Origin of the sequence: Micromonospora sp. DT62, from assembly GCF_049847285.1 — a bacterium.
Taxonomy (GTDB): domain Bacteria; phylum Actinomycetota; class Actinomycetes; order Mycobacteriales; family Micromonosporaceae; genus Micromonospora; species Micromonospora reichwaldensis.
Map to the genome: position 1 here is coordinate 254913 of NZ_JBNCOB010000002.1, position 15613 is coordinate 270525.

Genomic DNA, 15613 nt, shown 5'->3' on the forward strand with positions numbered 1-15613 from the left:
CTGCGGACAGCGTGCGGGCCATGGTGCGGGCGCGAAAGTCGTTGGTCAGGTTACTCCCGTGCGGCCCGCCGCGGCAGCCCGAAATGCCGGACGCAGATCCGACAGAACGCTCACTCACCGCGTCGCTCGAATGTGGGCAGCGGCGTACGCATGGCCCACGCCAGGTGGGCGCCCGTCCAGACCACCACGGCCGCGATGATCGCCACCCCCATGTCCGGCAGGCCGGGCCAGCCGGTGGCCGCCACGGCGGCCATCGCGACGCCGAGCACCACGATCTTCGTGGCGTAGGTGACCAGCCCCACCGACATGATCATCCGAGGGTTGACGGCATCGGCCCAGGCCACCGAGAGGCCGGAGACCAGGTAGCTGACGACGACCAGCGCGATCCCGGCGGCCACCCCGGCCGCGCCGGTGCCGCCCCGCAGCACCGCCGCGGCCGGGACCCCGACCAGCGCGAGCACCGCGCAGGCCAGCAACGGCAGGCGCAGGTGCGGCAGCCGGGACCGGATGGCGCCCGGCTCGCCCGCGCGCGGCTCGCTCATCGGGGGTACGCCGGGAAGGCGGCGACCAGCTCGGCGACCTCGCCGGCGAGCCCGGCGAGCGTGTCGGCGCCCCCGGGGGCGGCCGGATCGGTGCGCACGGCGCGGGCGATCAGCGAGGCGACCTGGCGCATCTCCGGCTCGCGCATGCCCTGGGTGGTGACGCTCGGGGTACCCACCCGGACGCCCGAGGCGACCATCGGCTTCTGCGGGTCGTACGGGATCGCGTTCTTGTTCAGGGTGATGCCGGCGGCGTCGCAGCGCGCCTCGGCGTCCGCGCCGGTGACCCCGACCTCGCGCAGGTCGATCAGGGCGAGGTGGGTGTCGGTGCCCCCGGAGACCGGGCGCATTCCCTCGTCGGCCAGCCCGGCGGCCAGCGTCCGCGCGTTCGCCACCACGCGCTCTGCGTAGGCCCGGAACTCGGGCTGGGCGGCCTCGCGCAGCGCGACCGCCTTGGCGGCGACGACGTGCATCAGCGGGCCGCCCTGGGTGAACGGGAAGACCGCCTTGTCGATGCGCTGGGCCAGCGACTCCCGGCACAGGATCATGCCGCCGCGCGGCCCGCGCAGCACCTTGTGCGTGGTGAGGCAGACGACGTCGGCGTGCGGCACCGGCGACGGGACGGCCTTCCCGGCGACCAGCCCGATGAAGTGCGCGGCGTCGACCATCAGGTACGCCCCGACCTCGTCGGCGATCTCGCGGAACCGCGCGAAGTCGATCAACCGCGGGTACGCCGTCGCCCCACAGATGATCATCTTGGGCCGGTGCGCGAGGGCCAGGTCGCGTACCTCGTCGTAGTCGATCAGCTCGGTGTCCCGCCGGACCGTGTAGCCGACCGTGTGGAACCACTTGCCGGAGAAGTTGACCCGGCTGCCGTGGGTGAGGTGGCCGCCGTGCGGCAGGTCCATGGCGAGCACCGTGTCCCCCGGCTGGACCAGTGCCGCGTACGCGGCCAGGTTGGCGCTCGCCCCCGAGTGCGGCTGGAGGTTGGCGTGCTCCGCGCCGAAGAGCTCCTTCGCCCGTGCGATGCCGATCTCCTCGGCCCGGTCGACCTCGGCGCAGCCGCCGTAGTAGCGCCGGCCCGGGTAGCCCTCGGCGTACTTGTTGGTCAGGGTCGAGCCGAGCGCGGCCAGCACCGCTGGCGAGGTGAGGTTCTCGCTGGCGATCAGTTGCAGGCCGCCCCGGAGCCGGTCCAGCTCGCCGAGCACCACCCCGGCGATCTCCGGGTCGGTCGCGCGGAGCTGGTCGAAGTCCGGCCCCCAGAAGGTGCTCGTGTCAGTAGCCACGACGCCAGAGTCTATTGGGCCGCACACTGGAGACCGTGAGATGCCTGGTCACGGGAGCGACGGGTTACATCGGCGGGCGGCTGGCGCCCCGGCTGCTGGTCGAGGGGCACACGGTGCGCTGCCTCGCCCGCAAGGCGGGACGGCTGCGGGACGTGCCGTGGGCGGCGCGGACGGAGATCGTCGAGGGCGACCTGCGCGCGCCGGAGACGCTGCCGGCCGCGTTCGAGGGCGTGGACGTCGCCTACTACCTGGTGCACTCGCTCGGCCAGGCCGGCTTCGAGGCCGCCGACCGCGAGGCCGCCACCCGGTTCGCCGAGGCCGCGCGCGCCGCCGGCGTACGCCGGATCGTCTACCTGGGCGGGCCGGAGCCGGCGGCGGACCGGGAGGTCCCGTCGGCGCACCTGCGCTCCCGGGCCGAGGTGGGACGGATCCTGCTCGACAGCGGGGTGCCGACGGCGGTGCTGCGGGCCGCGGTCATCATCGGGTCCGGGTCGGCCTCGTTCGAGATGCTGCGCTACCTGACCGAGCGGCTGCCGGCCATGGTCACCCCCCGCTGGGTCCGCAACCGGATCCAGCCGATCGCCGTCCGGGACGTGCTGCGCTACCTGGCCGGCTGCGCGCACCTGCCGCCGGAGGTCAACCGCGCCTTCGACATCGGCGGACCGGACATCCTCACCTTCCAGGACATGATGCAGCGGTACGCGCGGGTGGCCGGGCTGCGCCAGCGGACCATCGTGCCCGTGCGGCCGCTCACGCCGTCGCTCTCCTCGCACTGGGTCGGGCTCGTCACGCCGGTGCCGAACGCGATCGCCCGCCCGCTGGTGGAGAGCCTGGTCCACGAAGCCGTCGCCCACGAGCACGACATCGCCGCCTACGTGCCCGACCCGCCGGAGGGGCTGACCGGCTTCGACCAGGCGGTCACGGCGGCCCTGGCGAAGGTCCGCGACGGCGAGGTGGAGACCCGCTGGTCGACCGCGAGCGGCCCCGACGCGCCGGCCGAGCCGCTGCCCAGCGACCCGGAGTGGTCCGGGGGGACCGCCTACACCGACGTCCGCGAGCGGGCGGTGCACGCACCGCCGGAACAGCTGTGGCGGGTCGTCGAGGGCGTCGGCGGGGAGCACGGCTGGTACTCGTTCCCGCTGGCCTGGTCGGTCCGCGGCTGGCTGGACCGGCTGATCGGCGGCGTGGGACTGCGCCGGGGCCGGCGCGACCCGCACCGCCTCCAGGTCGGCGAGGCGCTGGACTTCTGGCGGGTGGAGGAGATCGTGCCCGGCGAGCTGCTGCGGCTGCGCGCCGAGATGCGGCTGCCGGGCCGGGCCTGGCTGGAGATGCGGGTGCTCCGGACGGACGGCGAGGGCAGCCGCTACCAGCAGCGGGCGGTGTTCCTGCCGCGCGGGCTGCCCGGGCACGCGTACTGGGGCGCGGTGGCGCCCTTCCACGCGGTGGTCTTCGGCGGGATGGCCCGCAACATCGCCCGCCAGGCCGAGCAGGCGGCCCGCCGGCCCGTGGCCGAGTCCCCGCGCCGCTGAGACGCCCGGGGCTCAGTTACCGGCGCGGGCGCCGGTGAGCCGGAAGGCGGTCGCCTCGCTGGGCGGCACGAAGTCGCGGACCGGCTCGTCGCGCAGCGCGAAGGCGAGCACCTCCCCCACCGCCTCGACCAGCTGCCCCTGCACCCGCTGGCCCACCGCGTCGCGCGGGTCGTCGGGGTTCGCGGCGATCGAGGCGACCGCCAGCTGCGGAGTGAAGGCGACCACGGTCTCCGTCGCGTACCCGTCCGAGCTGCCCGTCTTGCCCGCCACCGGCCGGCCGACCTGCCGACGCAGCCCCTCCGCGGTGCCGCCGTCGCACTCCCGGTACATCGACTGGTCGCCGACCACGCAGCGGGCCGCGTCGACCGCCGCCCGGGCCACGTCCGGGTCCACCGCCTGCCGGCAGTGCGTCCGCGCGGCGGCCACCGGGCGGCCGGCGGCGTCGGCGATCGAGACGACCGGCAGCGGCGCGCACCACGAGCCCTCGGCCGCCACGGCGGCGTACGCGCCGGCCAGGTCGAGCGGGGTGGTGGCGGAGACCCCGAGGGTGAACGGCCCCCACTCGCGCGCGCCGTGGCGGGCCAGCCGCGCGTCCTCCTCGGCACGGAAGACGATGCCGAGCCGCTCGGCCATCTCCACCACCCGGTCCGCGCCGACCCGCTCGGTCAGCCAGGCGAAGTACGTGTTGACCGACTCGCCGAAGGCGGTCCACATGGTGTGCCGGCCGTCCATCAGGTCGCTGGCGTTGCGCGGGCACCAGTACCCGTCGCAGCTCGCCGCCCCGCTCGCCGAGTAGTCGGTCACGATCCGCTCCGGCGCGTCGAACTCCGTGCTCAGCGGCAGCCCGGACTCCAGCGCGGCCAGCATCGTGAAGACCTTGAACGTGGAGCCGGCCTGGTAGCCCTCGATCGCCCCGCCCCCGGCGACCAGCTGGTTGACCGTGTTCGGGTGGTTCTTCTGCCCGGCCGGGTTGGCGGCCACGCCGTAGTTGCGGTTCACCGCCATCGCGAGGACCCGGCCCGTGCCGGGCTGGACCACCGCCGTCGGGGCCGCCCGGCGGTCGTCCACCGAGTAGATCCGGCGCACCTGCTCGGTGGTGGCGCGCTGCACCGCCGGGTCGAGCGAGGAGACGATGGAGAACCCGCCCCGGCGCAGCGTGAGCTGCCGCTCGTCGACCGTCGCGCCGAACGCCGGCTGGGCGTTCCACCAGCGGGTGAACCAGTCGCAGAAGAAGCCCCAGTCGTTGTGCTCCGCCGGCACCGCCGTGCAGTCGTTCGGCGTCTGGCTCGGGCGCAGCTTCAACTGCTCCGCCCTGGCCCGGTCCGCCGCCTCGGCCGGGACCTGCCCGGACTCCACCAGCCGGTCCAGCACGTACGCCCGGCGGGCGAGCGCCGCGTCCGCGTCGCCGTTGATCGGGTCGTCGGTGTGCGGGGAGCGGACCAGGCCGGCCAGCAGCGCCGCCTCGGCCAGGGTGAGGTCCGCCGGCGGCTTCGAGAAGTAGCGGCGGCTCGCGGCGGCCACCCCGTACGCGCCCGCGCCGAAGTAGGCGATGTTCAGGTAGCGGGCGAGGATCTCGTCCTTGCTCAGCTCCCGCTCCAGGGCCAGCGCGTACCGCATCTCCTGGATCTTGCGCGCGGTGCTGAGCTCGGTGGCGGCGGCCCGCTGCCGCTCGCTCAGCCGGGGGTCGTTGCTGAGCACGTTGCGGACGTACTGCATGGTCAGCGTGGACGCGCCCTGCCGGGTCTCCCCGGCCCCCCGGTTGACGGTGAAGGCCCGCGCCACGCCGCGCAGGTCGACCCCGCTGTGCTCGTGGAACCGGGTGTCCTCGGCGGCGATGACCGCCTGCCGCATCACCGGCGCCACCTCCGCCAGCGGCACGTCCACCCGGTCCTCCTGGTAGAAGGAGGTGATCAGCGTGGTGCCGTCGTTGGCGTAGAGGTTCGAGCGCTGGGGCGTCGGCGGCGTACGCAGCGTGTTCGGCAACTCCGAGTACGGCGCGGCGAGCGCCGAGAACCCGATCCCGAAGACCAGCGCGGCCGGGAGGGCCGCCACTGCGAGCGCCAGCCCGGCCAGCGCGCCGGCGAGCAGCACGGTGAACACTTTGTCGAGGCGTGCCCGGGTCATCAGCTCTCCCCGCAGGAGCCGGTCAGGACCCACTCAGAATGACCCGAAAGCCCCTCTGTACCGCCCCTTTCCCCCAAACCCGCAGGAAACTCACGCGGGCGGGTACCTCGGGCGGGTTACGGCAGGAGCACCGCGGCGAGGGGGTGGACGCTCTCCTCGATCTCGTCGGCGACCCGGCTGAAGCACTGGTCGCCACGCCCCCACGGATCGTCGAGATCGTCGGTGGGCAGCGAGGTGGTGCCCAGCCGGGCGGCGTGGGCGGCCTCCACCAGGGCCACGCCGCGCGCGTACACCGCGTCGGGGGTCGCCTCGGCCGCCGGCAGAGCGGCGGCGTCCACGCCGGCGAGCAGCCGGCCGAACTCGCCCAGCACGAACGTGCGCGACTCGGCGTCGGGGCGCAGCGCCACCACGTACTCCTGCTGGTCGGCGGTGGCGGTCAGGACGAGGTCGGCGGCGTCGATGTGGTCCGACCGCAGCTTGCGCGCGGCGAAGCCGGCGACGCTGCCGCCCCGGGAGGTCACCTGGCGCGACGCCGGCGGGTTCATCTCCTCGCCGGCGTGCCAGCCACCGGTGCCGGCGCTGTGGCTGTGCAGCAGCTCGTCGGCGCGCTCCGGGTCGACCTCGCGGCGGGCCAGCCGCTCCCGGACGGCGAGGGCCAGCAGCCGCTCGGCCATCGGGGAGCGGCAGATGTTGCCCATGCACACGTGCAGCACGGTGAACGGAGGCACTCAGACCCCCTGTCCGACGAGGATGTCCGGCACCACGTCGCGGAGCTTCTCCAGCCCGACGGCGCCCTGGCGGAGGACCTGCGGCACCTCGCCGGTGAGGTCCACGATCGTGCTCGGCACCGGATCCGGGCAGGGCCCGGCCTCCAGGTAGGCCCGCACCGAGTAGGAGAGCTGGTCGCGGGCCTCCTCGGCGGTGAGGGCGGCCGGCTGGCCGGTCTTGTTGGCCGAGGCCACCGCCATCGGGCCGGTCTCGCGCAGCACCTCCAGCGCCACCGGGTGCAGCGGCATCCGCACCGCCACCGTCCCCGAGGAGTCGCCGAGGTCCCAGCGCAGGCTGGGCGAGTGCGCCACGATGATGGTCAGCGCCCCGGGCCAGAACGCCTCGACGAGGTCCCGGGCCGCCTGGGGCAGCGAGTAGACCAGGCCGTCGAGGGTGTGCCGGGAGCCGATCAGCACGGGCGGCGGCACCTGACGGCCGCCCTTGGCGTCCAGCAGGGCCTTGACCGCGTACGGGGTGAACGCGTCCGCGCCGATCCCGTAGACCGTGTCCGTCGGCAGGACGACCAGCTCGCCGTTCTTGACCGCCTCGATGGCAGCGGCGATGCCGCGGTCCCGGTCGGCGGGCGACCGGCAGTCGTAGAGCATCACGAGGAGTCAGTCTGCCACGTCGCGGCGACGGCGGCGTGCTGGCCGTCCGCCCGGCGGGACGCGGTCGCGAACCGGGGCCGTCCGGTCAGGTCCGGGTGATCGGCGACCGCCTCGAACCGGCCGTCCGCGGCGAGCAGGTCGGGCACCGCCGTGCCGTGCGTGTCGTCGTGCTCGACGCCGAACACGCCGCCCGGGCGCAGCAGCGCCGCCGCCCGCGCGATCACCGGGCGGATCACCGCCAGGCCGTCCCCACCGCCGAAGACCGCGTTCGCCGGGTCGTGCCGGCCCACTTCCGGGGGTACGGCCACCCCCGACGGCACGTACGGCGGGTTGCAGAGCAGCACGTCGACCCGGCCCACCAGGTCGGCGAGCAGGTCGGCGGCGGTGACGTCCGCCGCCACCACCTCGATCGGCCGGTCCCCCGCGGCGGCCCGCGCCGCCGCGTTGCGGTGCAGCCAGGGCAGCGCCGCCGCCGACCGTTCCACCGCCACCACCCGGGCCGCCGGCAGCTCCTGGGCCACCGAGAGGGCGATCGCCCCCGAGCCGCTGCACAGGTCCACCACCAGCGCGGCGCCCAGGCGCCGGCCCTGCGCGATCCCCCAGCCGGCGAGCAGCTCCGTCTCGGGCCGCGGCACGAAGACGCCCGGCCCGACGGCCAGTTCCAGGTGCCGGAAGCCGGCGCTGCCCGTGAGATGCTGCAACGGTTCCCGCCCGGCCCGCCGCGCGACCAGCTCGTCGAACCGGTCGAGCTGGTCGGCCGTGAGGTCGTCGGCCAGCGCCAGCCGCCCCCGGGGCACCGCCAGCACGTACGCGGCCAACTGCTCCGCCTCGGCGCGGGGCGAGGCGATACCGGCGTCGGCGAGGGCCCGGGACGCCCGGGCCAACGCCACGGAAGGGCGCTGCCGTCTCGTCCCTTCGGACGGGTGTTGCGGCACGGTGGTCACGAGATAATCATGGGGCGTCGCGCTGGACATCACGAGCGGATGCGTCCGGACGCACACCGACAGGAGGTCGCGGTGGGTTGGCTCGACCGGGTCACCGACCAGGTTGACGCCCTGACGCGCGCGCGGGCCCTCCAGGAGTCCAGCCGCTCCGCCGAGGCGTACGCGATCCTCGACCGGGTCGTCGCCACCACCACCGACCCGTACGCGCGGGCCGACGCCCTGGTGCAGCGCCTCTCCGCGGTGATCAACCTGGGGCGGACGGCGGAGTACACCCGGGCCGTCGAGGAGGCCTCCACCGCCGTCCGCGACCTCGCCGAGCCCTACCTGCTCGGGCACCTCAACGCGCTGGCCGCCCTCGCCGCGCACCACCAGGGCGCGCTGGACCGCTGCGTCACCCACCTGGTGAAGGCCGCCCGGGCGTTGGGCGCCGTGGCGGACCCCGACCGGGACACCGCGTGGGGCTGGCACGACCTGGCGATGGCTTACTCGTACCTCAGCTTCCACGGCTACGCCCTCGGCGCCATCGAACGGGCGCGGCAGCTCGGCAGCGCCGCCGAGATCCCGGAGGAGACCTTCGCCGCCCCCGGGATCCGGCTGCGCAACGCCGTCGCCCTGGACCACAACGGCGACAGCGACGGCTGCCTGCGGGTGCTGCGTGACGTCGCCGCCGACCTGGACCGGTTCCTGGGCAGCGGGCGGGCCGGGAAGCTGCGCCCGAGCAGCCTGGCCGCGTACGGCTACGCCGCCGCCCGGCGGGCGGCCCTCGGCGACCGGTGGGACGTCGACCCGAAGGCCGGCCCGTCCCGGCTGCTCGGCCACGGCGGCGACAGCGCCCGCGCCCGCGACATGCGCCAGCTCGGCCAGGTCTGCCTGGCCGTCGCCGAGGGACGGCCGATCGAGGCCGCCACCCGGCTGGACACCGTCCAGGTCTCCACCGAGACGCTGGGCGCGGCCGAACCGGCCCGGCTGCGCAGCATCGCCCTGGCCCGCGCCGGCGACCACGCGGGCGCGCACCGGGCCGACCGGCTGGCGTTCCGGCTGGCCGCCCAGCGCAACGACCGGCTCCGCGACGTCTACATCGACGGCATCGCCGCCCGCATCGACCACGAGGAGATGCGCCGCGAGGCGGCCCGCTTCGAGGGCGAGGCGTTGACCGACCCGCTGACCGGGCTGCCCAACCGGCGGCGGCTGGAGCGCTACATCGCCACCCTGGTCGCCCACGGCGACCGGGTGGTGATCGGCGTCTGCGACCTGGACGGCTTCAAGGCCGTCAACACCCGGCACGGGCACCACTCCGGCGACCTGGTGCTCCAGCGCATCGCCGGGGTGATCAACCGGGTCATGCGCCGGGGCGACTTCGTGGCCCGCTACGGCGGGGACGAGTTCGTGGTGGTGCTGCCCGGCGCCGGGATGGCCGAGGCGGCCGAGGTGGGCCGCCGCATCGACGCCGCGGTGCGCACCGAGGACTGGGAGTCGCTGGTCCCCGGCACGCCGGTCGGGGTCAGCGTCGGCTTCGCCGAGGTGGGCGCCACCGGCCCGGGCCTGCGCGACGCCCTCGGCACCGCCTTCGAGGCCGCCGACCGGGCGATGCTGGCGGCGAAGACCCGCCCCCGCGCCTCCTGACCGCGCGTCGGCGGCGGGGTCAGCGGCGGGTCAGCTCGGTGTCGCCGGCGAGGCGGGCGGCGCGGTCGGCCTCGACGAGGGCGTCGAGGACCCCGTCCAGGTCACCGGCGAGCGCCAGGTCCAGGTTGTACGCGGTGTAGCCGATCCGGTGGTCGGTGATCCGGTTCTGCGGGAAGTTGTAGGTGCGGATCCGCTCGGAACGGTCCACGGTGCGCACCTGCGCCTTGCGGGCGTCCGAGGCGGCCGCGTCGGCCTGCTCCTGGGCCGCCGCCAGCAGTCGGGCGCGCAGGATCCGCATCGCCTGCTCCCGGTTCTGCAACTGGGACTTCTCGTTCTGGCAGGAGACCACGATGCCGGTCGGCACGTGCGTGATCCGTACCGCCGAGTCGGTGGTGTTCACCGACTGGCCGCCGGGCCCCGACGAGCGGAACACGTCGATGCGCAGCTCGTTCGGGTCGATGGTGACGTCGACGTCCTCGGCCTCCGGCAGCACCAGCACCCCGGCGGCGCTCGTGTGGATGCGGCCCTGCGACTCGGTGACCGGTACGCGCTGCACCCGGTGCACGCCGCCCTCCCACTTGAGCCGGGACCAGACGCCGTTGCCGCCCTCGGGCACGCCCTTGGTCTTGATCGCCAGCGAGACGTCCTTCACGCCGCCCAGGTCCGAGTCCTGGGCGTCGAGCACCTCGGTGAGCCAGCCGCGCCGCTCGGCGTAGCGGGTGTACATCCGCAGCAGGTCGCCGGCGAACAGCGCGGACTCCTCGCCGCCCTCGCCGGCCTTGATCTCGACGATCACGTCCTTGGCGTCGTGCGGGTCGCGCGGCATCAGCAGCTCCGCCAGCCGCTGCTCCAGCGCCGGCAGGCTCTCCGCGATCGACTCGGCCTCGGCGGCGAAGGACGCGTCCTCAGCGACCAGTTCCCGGGCGGCGGCTAGGTCGGCGCGGGCCTGCTCCAGCTCCCCGGCCGCCTTGTGCAGCGGGACCAGCTCGGCGTACCGGCGGCCGACCCGGCGGGCGGTGTTCTGGTCGGCGTGGATGGCCGGGTCCGCCAGCCGCTTCTCCAGCTCGGCGTACTCGTCGAGGAGGGCCGCCAGGCGCTCGCTGCTCATGCGGGGGAGGCTCCTTCGACGGGGACGGGGCAGGACCAGGGGGAATACGGACGGCGCCCGCGTCCGGCACGAAACCGGACGCGGGCGCCGAACGAGGAGCTACTTGGCCTTCTTGGCCTGAACCTTGGCGTACTTCTGCTGGAACTTCGCCACCCGGCCCGCGGTGTCCAGGACGCGCTGCTTGCCGGTGTAGAACGGGTGGCAGGCGCTGCAGGTCTCGACGTGGATCGAGCCGCCCTTGGCGGTGCTGCGGGTAGTGAACGTGTTACCGCAGGAGCAGCTGACCTCGGTGGTCACGTACTCCGGGTGGATGTTGGACTTCATCTCGCCTCGGTCCTCTCGTGGATGGTCGCCGGGTCGCCGTCGGTGTCCGTCGCGGCGCGCGACGGGCTCGGGCGTGAACCGGAACCGGTGGCCGATTGACCAGTGTGCCATGGGCGTACGCCGACCCGGCAGTCGGGCCGCACGGCTGGTCCGGCATCGACAACGCACGCCCCACCTCCCGCATTCCCGACGTCTGGCCGGGCATTCGTCCCGGCACGGATGTAAGGAAGGGCACCCTCCCATCGCCTGGGCGACAGGAAGGTGCCCTTCCTTACATCTCAGGCGGCGGGAGCCGCGGCGGCGGCCGTCAGGGTGACGGTGGCCTCCGCCCGCGCCCCGTTGACCGCGACGGCGAGCTTGACCTGCGCGCCGGGGCGCAGGGCGGTGAGCTTGCCGGTGGCCGGGTCGAAGCGGGCCACGTGCCAGGGCTTCAGCCCGAGGATCGAGCCGACGTGCACGTTCGGCGAGGCGGACCAGTCCGCGCTCACCGGCGCCGCCACCGGCACCGTACGCCCGCCGGGCTGGGTCACCGTGGCGGTGACCGTCGCCGGGGCGCCGACCGCGACGCTGGCCGGGGCGGTCAGCGTGAGCGCGTCGACGTGTGCGTGCGTCTCGGCGGCGACCCAGCGCGGGCCCTCGACGAGGGGGTTGCGCCGGGCCCGGTCGGCCTCGGCCGGAGTCACCGGGTCCACCCCGAACTCCGTCCACCCGGTGAATCCGCCCTGGTCGGCGGGGGTGGAGGGGTTCTTGCCCGAGTTGCCGTTGATCAGGTACGGCACCCCGTCGACCCGGTCGGCGTGGAAGGTGCCGACGTGCCCGCCGACGAACGCGGCGCCCTTGCCGGTGCGGTGCTGGAAGTCGGCCAGCCACTGCTCCAGCAGCGCCGCCTCCTTCCGGTCGCCGAGCTGGCTGGCCTTGGCCGGGCTGGGGTCGCGCGGCGGGTGGTGGTGCAGCACGACCACCGAGTTGACGGCCGGGTCACCGGTCGCCGAGTCGAGCGCCTCGCGCAGCATCCGCACCTGGTCGAAGCCGCCGCCGCGCAGCGAGCCCGTCGACGAGTTCAGCGTGACGAACCGGGTGCCCTTGTGGTCGAAGGTGCGCTCGGTGTCGCCGAAGGCGGCCCGGAAGTTGGCGATCGGGGCGCCCATGATCTCGTGGTTGCCGGGCACGTAGTAGTACGGCAGTTCCCCGCCGAGTTCCTCGTCCAGCAGCCGCTTGGCCAGCGCGAAGTCCGCCGGGTAGGCGGTGTCCACGAAGTCGCCGTTGATCACCAGGAAGTCCGGCTTCGCCGCCTTGACCTCGCGGAGCGTACGGCGGGCCTGGGCGACCAGGTCGCTGTCCGGGTTCGCCGCGACGAACTGCGCGTCGGACAGGACGGCGAAGCGCCAGGGTGCCCCGTCCACCGTGCCGTCGCGCAGCACCACCCGGTCGGTGCGCGGCTTCTCGGCCGGCGCGTCGACCGTCGGCGGCACCTTCGCCACCAGGTCGTCGATGATCACCTCGCTGCGGTACTGCGCGGCGGCGTTGGTCTCCGCCACGTAGAACCGGCGGACCCGCACCGGGTACTGCACCCCGGCGGGCACGGCGAACTCGACGTACTTCCAGCCCGTCCACGTGATCAGCGGGCCGCGCAGCACGTGCTGGGTGTCCTGCGCGTCGTGCAGATGCAGGCTGGGCCACTCCCCCGTGCCGTTGCCGTGGATCCACATGCCGAACGCCTGCGGCTGGCCGGCGACCTCGATCCAGGCGGGCGGGTCCGCGTACGCGGCCCGGGTGCCGGTGGACTGGCTGAAGTCGTACGTCATCTTCAGGCCCGTGCCGGTGCGACCCGGCGCGGGCGCGACCGCGCCGCTGGCCCGCGCCTGGCTGAACTTCCAGGCCGCCGCGTCGTCGAAGCCGGCCACCGGCACGTCGGTCAGCCCGACGGTGACCGGCAGGACGGTGCTGCTCCAGCCGACGTGGACGGTGACCAGCGCCGAGCCGGTGTCCCGCAGGGCGGTCACGGCGAGGTTGCCGTCGGCGGTCGGGGCGATCTTCAGCAGGTCCCTGTCGTAGTCGAGCTTGAGGTCGGCCGGCTCGATGGGGGCGGTGTTGCCCTCGGCGTCGTAGCCGACGACGCCGAACAGCGCGCTGCCCTGCGCGCCGGTCAGGCCGACGCGGTCCACCGTGGAGTCGATCCGGGCCAGCGGCCCGAGCACGGTCAGGTCGAGGGTGCCACGGGCCCCGCCCCGCGAGGCGGTGACCGTGGTGCTTCCGGGCAGGAGGGCCCGGAAGCGGCCCTTGCTGTCGACGACGCCGTGCGCCGCCGGGTTGGCCCGCCACGTCGGCGCGCCGGCCGCCGGGCCGTACGTCTCGTCGTGGCCGGCGGCGGTGAGCTGGCGGGTCAGGCCGGGGAAGACGCGGTCGGGCCGGCCGCCGCGCACCGGCGCGACGCCGGGGGCGGTGGTCGGGTCGCTGGCGGTCTCCAGCCAGTACCCGGTGAGCCGGCCGCTGCCCTTGGGCGCGTAGATGGCCAGACCGTTGGGCACGGCCCGCTCGCTGCCGTCGGACGGGCTGTTCTCCACCTGCACGGCCGCCGCACCCGGTTCCCGGGCGAGCAGCGTCGAGGAGCCGCCGCCGTCGAGGTTGAGCGCGTGGTGCGCGCCGAGTTCGGCCATCATGCGGCCCATCTCGGTCTGGGTGACGCCCCGGCTGTCGACCTGCCGGCCGTCCACCGTCAGCATGATCATTCGGCGGCCGTCGGCGGAGAAGCCGACGGACGTGCGCGGGGCCAGCGACGCGTCGGCGATACTCTGCACCACCCCGTCGCGGACCAGCACGTTGCCGCCGCCGACGGCCGCGTGCAGGTTGCTGCCGTCGGCCGGCTTCGGCCGGTAGGCGACGGTCACCGCGTCGCCGGGACGCAGCCCGGCGAGGGCGTCCGCGCCGGCGTCGCGGCCGAGCAGCACGGTGGTGCCGGCCGGGACCGCCCCGCTTCCGGCCGTGCCGGCGACGGTGGCGACGCGGCCGTCGACCACCGTGACCTCCGTGACGCGGGCGGCGCCCTCGACCGCACGTTGCCGGGTGTACGACCCCCAGAGCGCGGTGAACACGCCGATCCCGTTCGCCTGGATCATGTTGTTGAACTGGGTCAGCGTCACCGGACCGGTGGGCAGGGTCGCGGTGCCGTCGAAGTTCACCTCGATGACCCGGCCGAGCCCCTCGGTGGTGATCGCGACGGCGTTGCGGTGCCCGCTGACCGCGGACTGGACCAGCTGGCCGTCGCGGACGCCGACGCCCTGGGCGGCACCGGAGTTGTTGATGTCGAAGAAGTCGCCGTTGACGGCGGCAACCGCACGGGCCGCGTCGACGGCGCCGCGCAGCGGCTCGGCCCGGCTGACGGCGCCGGAGTTGACGTAGTCAACGGTGAGGCCGCCAGTGAGGTCGGCGGTCAGCGCGTCCGCGCGCAGCCAGCCGTCGGCGTCGTACCGGTCGAAGGAGGTCAGATTGAGGCCCGGGGCGACCGGGCGGGTGGTCTTCGCCGTCTCCAGCCCGCCGGCCGGCTCCACGCCGGTCGGGGCCGCGGCAGCCGACATGCTCGCGGCCGGGTCGCCGGCGAGCGTCACGGAGCCTGCGGAGTACGAGGAGGCGCGCGGTGCGTCCTCGGCGGCGGTGAGGGACGGGTCGGTGGCCGGAGCCGGCGCACCGGCGTTCGCCGGCACAGTGCCGGCCAGGGTGAGCAGCGGCGTCAGCAGCAGGACGCCTGCGAGCCGGGCGGATCGTCTGCGGGTACGCATGGGCGACAGTCAACCGGACGGTGAATAGAAGTTTCAATACCCACCGGCCAAAGCGAAGGAAAACTCCACCCTTCCGGCGGTCGTCCCCGCCATTGCCGGCACCGCCCTCGAGACGTGGGCCCCGCACCGCGCGCCTCCCCGCACCGCGCGCCTCCCCACACCGCGCGCCACCCGTGCCACCCCGCACCGCACCACGCCTGCCCGCACCGCACCTCCCCGCACCGCACAAGCGGAGCCACAACCCCGCAGCACGCGCCGCACGCGCGCCCTGCCGCCGCACCACGGGCCTCACCGCCACACCCACGGACCGCACCACCGCACCCCACGGGTCCGCGCAGCGCGCTCGGAGGCCACATCGCAGCGTGCGCTCGGGGCCCACGGCCACCCACACCGCGGCACACGCTCGGGGCGTCACGGCCACCCACATCGCGGCGTGCGCTCGATGCCTCGCGGCCACCCACATTCAGTCACGGAGAGTGGGTGACCCTGCGCTGGCCCACCCCTAGCTCCGTCCCCTTTGCTCTGCATCCATATCCGCACCGGGCACGTTATGTAAGCGGTGCCTATGTGGATGCAGAGCAAAGGGGACGTGAAGGGTGGTGCGGCCGGATCGCGTCCCGCGACTAATCACCTGGTCACAGGGCATCAGCAGGCGACGGGCAGGCTGGCGAGCTCTTCACGCGCCCAAATTCGGTCACGTAGAGTCACATCGGAGGCTCTTCGAGGCAAGGTTACCGATCGTCACCGACGCGAGCTGGCAAGGTGGATAGCCCGGCGGCTCCTCTGCGGCACGCGGCACCCGACGCCCGGCACGCGGCACCCGACGCCGGCACGCAGCACGCAGCACCCGGCACACCGGTACCCGGCACCGAAGGGCCACCACGAAACCTGGGGCGGGGACGCGAGAAGGGCACGGCCTCGAGGCCCGGGCCCGCTAGGGGGAGGAACCCGGGGGGGGGGAGACCCCCGCGGCGACGTGGGGGA

11 protein-coding genes are annotated in these 15613 nt (G+C 74.6%); 2 read left to right on the forward strand and 9 right to left on the reverse strand.

The features are described 5' to 3' along the window. Window positions 1-110: 110 nt before the first annotated feature. Together ACPXCB_RS04705 and glyA are read right to left on the reverse strand one after the other, a co-directional pair. On the reverse strand, window positions 111-542 hold the full coding sequence (locus tag ACPXCB_RS04705; protein ID WP_425872516.1) for a hypothetical protein: 432 nt from the start codon (window positions 540-542) through the stop codon (window positions 111-113). Next, window positions 539-1825 carry a serine hydroxymethyltransferase gene (gene glyA, locus ACPXCB_RS04710; protein ID WP_425872518.1) on the reverse strand — a complete coding sequence of 429 codons (1287 nt, stop codon included), beginning with the start codon at window positions 1823-1825 and terminating at the stop codon, window positions 539-541. Before glyA ends, ACPXCB_RS04705 begins: the two co-directional genes overlap by 4 nt. 35 nt (window positions 1826-1860) lie before the next feature. Here glyA and ACPXCB_RS04715 point away from each other — a divergent pair, with 35 nt between their 5' ends. Further along, window positions 1861-3354 carry an SDR family oxidoreductase gene (locus ACPXCB_RS04715; RefSeq protein WP_425872520.1) on the forward strand — a complete coding sequence of 498 codons (1494 nt, stop codon included), beginning with the start codon at window positions 1861-1863 and terminating at the stop codon, window positions 3352-3354. 12 nt (window positions 3355-3366) lie between these two features. On the opposite strand, the gene ACPXCB_RS04720 is transcribed toward ACPXCB_RS04715, so the two are convergent. The 4 genes from ACPXCB_RS04720 to prmC all read right to left on the reverse strand — a co-directional run bounded on the left by ACPXCB_RS04720 (window position 3367) and on the right by prmC (window position 7789). Beyond that, window positions 3367-5478 carry a transglycosylase domain-containing protein gene (locus tag ACPXCB_RS04720; RefSeq protein ID WP_425872522.1) on the reverse strand — a complete coding sequence of 704 codons (2112 nt, stop codon included), beginning with the start codon at window positions 5476-5478 and terminating at the stop codon, window positions 3367-3369. 116 nt (window positions 5479-5594) lie between these two features. Beyond that, window positions 5595-6206 (reverse strand): phosphotyrosine protein phosphatase, encoded by a 612-nt coding sequence (locus ACPXCB_RS04725; protein ID WP_151452887.1) that lies wholly within the window; start codon window positions 6204-6206, stop codon window positions 5595-5597. Next, window positions 6207-6851 carry an L-threonylcarbamoyladenylate synthase gene (locus ACPXCB_RS04730; RefSeq protein ID WP_416606175.1) on the reverse strand — a complete coding sequence of 215 codons (645 nt, stop codon included), beginning with the start codon at window positions 6849-6851 and terminating at the stop codon, window positions 6207-6209. After that, window positions 6851-7789, reverse strand: coding sequence for a peptide chain release factor N(5)-glutamine methyltransferase (gene prmC, locus ACPXCB_RS04735; protein WP_425872884.1), 939 nt, complete (start codon window positions 7787-7789; stop codon window positions 6851-6853). Before prmC ends, ACPXCB_RS04730 begins: the two co-directional genes overlap by 1 nt. A gap of 81 nt (window positions 7790-7870) precedes the next feature. On the opposite strand from prmC, the gene ACPXCB_RS04740 reads away from it, so the two are divergent. Then, window positions 7871-9421, forward strand: coding sequence for a GGDEF domain-containing protein (locus ACPXCB_RS04740; protein ID WP_425872524.1), 1551 nt, complete (start codon window positions 7871-7873; stop codon window positions 9419-9421). A gap of 19 nt (window positions 9422-9440) precedes the next feature. Here the strand turns inward: ACPXCB_RS04740 and prfA are convergent, their stop codons facing one another. The 3 genes from prfA to ACPXCB_RS04755 all read right to left on the reverse strand — a co-directional run bounded on the left by prfA (window position 9441) and on the right by ACPXCB_RS04755 (window position 14629). After that, window positions 9441-10529 (reverse strand): peptide chain release factor 1, encoded by a 1089-nt coding sequence (prfA, locus tag ACPXCB_RS04745; RefSeq protein WP_425872526.1) that lies wholly within the window; start codon window positions 10527-10529, stop codon window positions 9441-9443. Between the two features lie 99 nt (window positions 10530-10628). Continuing rightward, window positions 10629-10853 (reverse strand): 50S ribosomal protein L31, encoded by a 225-nt coding sequence (gene rpmE / locus ACPXCB_RS04750; RefSeq protein ID WP_088998650.1) that lies wholly within the window; start codon window positions 10851-10853, stop codon window positions 10629-10631. Between the two features lie 278 nt (window positions 10854-11131). Next, window positions 11132-14629 (reverse strand): phosphodiester glycosidase family protein, encoded by a 3498-nt coding sequence (locus ACPXCB_RS04755; protein WP_425872527.1) that lies wholly within the window; start codon window positions 14627-14629, stop codon window positions 11132-11134. Window positions 14630-15613: the final 984 nt, after the last annotated feature.

Coding starts and splice junctions, on each gene's coding strand:
- ACPXCB_RS04705 (WP_425872516.1), bottom strand. CDS start 542: ATGAGCGAGCCGCGCGCGGGCGAGCCGGGCGCCATCCGGTCCCGGCTG.
- ACPXCB_RS04720 (WP_425872522.1), bottom strand. CDS start 5,478: ATGACCCGGGCACGCCTCGACAAAGTGTTCACCGTGCTGCTCGCCGGC.
- ACPXCB_RS04730 (WP_416606175.1), bottom strand. CDS start 6,851: ATGCTCTACGACTGCCGGTCGCCCGCCGACCGGGACCGCGGCATCGCC.
- prfA (WP_425872526.1), bottom strand. CDS start 10,529: ATGAGCAGCGAGCGCCTGGCGGCCCTCCTCGACGAGTACGCCGAGCTG.
- rpmE (WP_088998650.1), bottom strand. CDS start 10,853: ATGAAGTCCAACATCCACCCGGAGTACGTGACCACCGAGGTCAGCTGC.
- ACPXCB_RS04755 (WP_425872527.1), bottom strand. CDS start 14,629: ATGCGTACCCGCAGACGATCCGCCCGGCTCGCAGGCGTCCTGCTGCTG.